The organism is Herbaspirillum lusitanum P6-12 (genome assembly GCF_000256565.1).
GTDB classification, from domain to species: Bacteria; Pseudomonadota; Gammaproteobacteria; order Burkholderiales; family Burkholderiaceae_D; genus Herbaspirillum; species Herbaspirillum lusitanum.
In genome coordinates this window covers 1-2,921 of sequence record NZ_AJHH01000290.1, presented here as the reverse complement: position 1 = coordinate 2,921, position 2,921 = coordinate 1, and the positions used below count along the sequence as shown (strand labels likewise).

Genomic DNA, 2,921 nt, shown 5'->3' with positions numbered 1-2,921 from the left:
CGAATGCGCCCACAAGGCACGCGGCAGGACTTGCCGGACGGCGCCGCAATGTGAAGTTCGACCAGACCGTCTGCGCGCGGACGGATCAGCTCCATGCGATGGTCGTTGCGCACGTCCAGCGCCATCACCTTGCGATACCAGCGCAGGTAATCCATCCATTGCAGGCGCGGAATCTTGTCCAGCGCTTCCCAGGCGTCGAGCCCGAATTGCGCCTCGAACCAGGCGCGGAAAGTCAGCGCGGCGAAGCCCAGCGCGGGACCGGTGAGCTTCTTCGGCGAACGCAGGGTTTCCATGCGCGCGGTGGTCGCCCAAGGGCCTTCGAAACCGGCCGGGGACTGGTCGTAAATCACGGCGTTGACGCCCAGGTGCAGCAGCGACACCGCCGCCGCCATGCCGGCCTGGCCGCCGCCGATGACGGCGACGTCGAGTACCGGCTGGTTGTCCACCGTCTTCTGGGGAACCCAGGACTTGGCCGGCAATTCCAGCCAGGCCAGGTCTTGCCGCAGGCGCGCTTCCAGCGCGGCCAGCCCGCTTGCTGCCGAGGTCGTCGCTTCACTCACGATGCACGCCCTTCCCTTGTGAATACCGCTGATACCGCTGAATTTGAATTGTATGTCTGCATGTTGCCTGTGCTTGCCTTATCCATGATGCCGTTACAACAAATCGTCGTGATCGCCGGCGTCGCGTCGGACGAAGCCGTGCAGGATATTGCGCGCCGCCGTCTCGATGGCCGCGATCAGCGCCTGCGTCACGGCGTCCACCGGCTTGCCGAACGGCGTGACCACGCCGAAGTAGAACGGAATATTGACCGCCAGCGGCCGTACCGCCAGGCCTTCGATAGGCATGCCCAGCGCGGTCATCGGCTCGACCAGCGCCACGCCCAGTCCGGCGTGCGCCGCCATGACGGCGTTGAAGGAGGTGTTGGTTTCGATGGCGACGTCGAGCGGCTTATCCTGCGCCAATGCCATGTCGATGCGCTGGCGCAGGCGATAGCGGTTGGACATGGTGATGACGCGTTCGCCGCGCAAGGCGTCGACGGTGACGACATCCAGCCTGGCCAGCGGGCTGTCTGCACGCAGCACCGCCACGCAAGGCGCTTGGCCGATCCAGTGCAGATCGAGGCCGCGATGCGCCACCGGCAGGCTGGTCAGCCCGAGGCTCACCGTTCGATGCAGCACCGAGTGCACCACCTGTTCGGCCGAGGCGCTGCGCAGGTGGATATGTTCAGGCAAGCCGTTCTTTTCGATCATCTTGAGCGCCGCAGGCGCAATCGTCGAGGCCAGCGCAGGGGTCGCCACCAGATGGATGGGTTGGAGTTCTTCGCGGCCGATCTCGAGCGCGCGTTCGCGGATGGTGCGCAGTCCGACCAGCGAGCGCTCCACTTCTTCGTACAGCAGGAACGCCTTGTCGGTCGGCGTCACGCGCGGGCCGTTGCGGTCGAACAAGGCGTAGCCGAGTTCGCTTTCCAGATCCTGGAGCGCTTTGCTGACGGCGGGCTGCGAACGGCCAAGGCTGCGCCCGGCTCCCGTCACGCTGCCGATGGTCATCACCGCCGAAAAGGCTTCCAGTTGATTTAAGTCCATATTATGATGATCTATATTATTTTTGGATTATAGGCAGATGTTTATTCTAATTAAGTATAATCATTTTGCATAAGTTAATACGAAAATCAGCTTAAGGACCGGCAGACCGGCCTCACGCATGCAATCCAGCTGCGACCGCCGCCTCAGCCTCAAATTACATAAATGAATAATGAAATAATTTTATATTCGTTTTTCGTCTATTGATTTCATCGTACCGTAAGCGCATCTCTCCTTCGGATTCATCGCCATGACTGCTTCCTCTGCCTGTATCCCGATTACCTCCAGCGGCCAGGACCAGACGCCGCTGCAATTCCCCATCTATCTGGACTATTCGGCGACGACGCCGGTCGATCCGCTGGTAGCCACGCGCATGTTTGCCTACCTGACGGAGAAATTCGGCAATCCGGCCAGCAGCTCCCATTCATTCGGCTGGGAAGCCAAGGCCGCCGTGGAAAAAGCGCGCAAGCAAGTTGCCGCACTGGTCGGCGCCCAGGCAAGCGAAATCGTCTGGACCTCGGGCGCCACCGAATCCAACAACCTGGCGCTGAAAAGCGCCGCCCACGCTTTGCGCGCAGCCGGCCGCGGCAAGCACCTGATTACCGTCGCCACCGAACACAAGGCGGTGCTCGACACCATGCACACGCTGGAGCGCGCCGGTTTCGAGGTCAGCTTCTTGCAGCCCGGGACCGACGGCCTGATCACCGTCGCGCAATTCGCGGAAGCCTTGCGTCCGGACACCATCCTGGCGTCGGTCATGATGGTCAACAACGAAATCGGCGTGATCCAGCCGATTGAAGAGCTCGGCGAAATCTGCGCCGCGCGCGACATCCTTTTCCACGTCGACGCAGTGCAGGCGGTCGGCAAGATCGCCATCGATCTCGCCACGCTCAAAGTGGACCTCATGTCATTCAGCGCGCACAAGATCTACGGCCCGAAAGGCATCGGCGCCCTGTTCGTGCGCAACAATCCCGCGCTCCGGCTGGAAGCGCAGATCGACGGCGGCGGCCATGAAAACGGCATGCGCTCAGGGACGCTGCCGACGCACCAGATCGTCGGCATGGGCGAAGCCTTTGCGCTGGCGGCAAATTTGCAGGACACCGAAGCGGCACGCATCGGCGTGCTGCGCGACCGTTTGTGGGAGGGATTGAAGGACTTGCCCGGCGTGGTGCTGAATGGCTCCGCGACGGCGCGCATTCCGCACAATCTCAATGTGAGTTTTGACCTGGACGGGGAAATTTCGGTGGCGGGACAACTGCTGGATATCGCGGTGTCGGCCGGATCGGCCTGCAATTCGGCCAATGCCGCACCGTCTTACGTGCTGACGGCGCTGGGCCGGCC

Annotated in this window: 3 protein-coding genes; 1 reads left to right on the top strand and 2 read right to left on the bottom strand. The window is 62.2% G+C overall.

Annotation, left to right across the window (positions count from 1 at the left end; all coding sequences use genetic code 11):
- Nucleotides 1-560: FAD/NAD(P)-binding protein (locus HLUSI_RS0109220; protein ID WP_016833695.1), on the bottom strand; the 560-nt coding region annotated here is incomplete at its 3' end.
- 93 nt (nt 561-653) lie between these two features.
- On the bottom strand, nt 654-1,583 hold the full coding sequence (locus tag HLUSI_RS0109215) for a LysR family transcriptional regulator (RefSeq protein ID WP_016833694.1): 930 nt from the start codon (nt 1,581-1,583) through the stop codon (nt 654-656).
- Between the two features lie 247 nt (nt 1,584-1,830).
- Here HLUSI_RS0109215 and HLUSI_RS0109210 point away from each other — a divergent pair.
- Nucleotides 1,831-2,921, top strand: a 1,091-nt coding sequence (locus HLUSI_RS0109210) for an aminotransferase class V-fold PLP-dependent enzyme (protein WP_016833693.1), incomplete at its 3' end; no start/stop codon positions are given.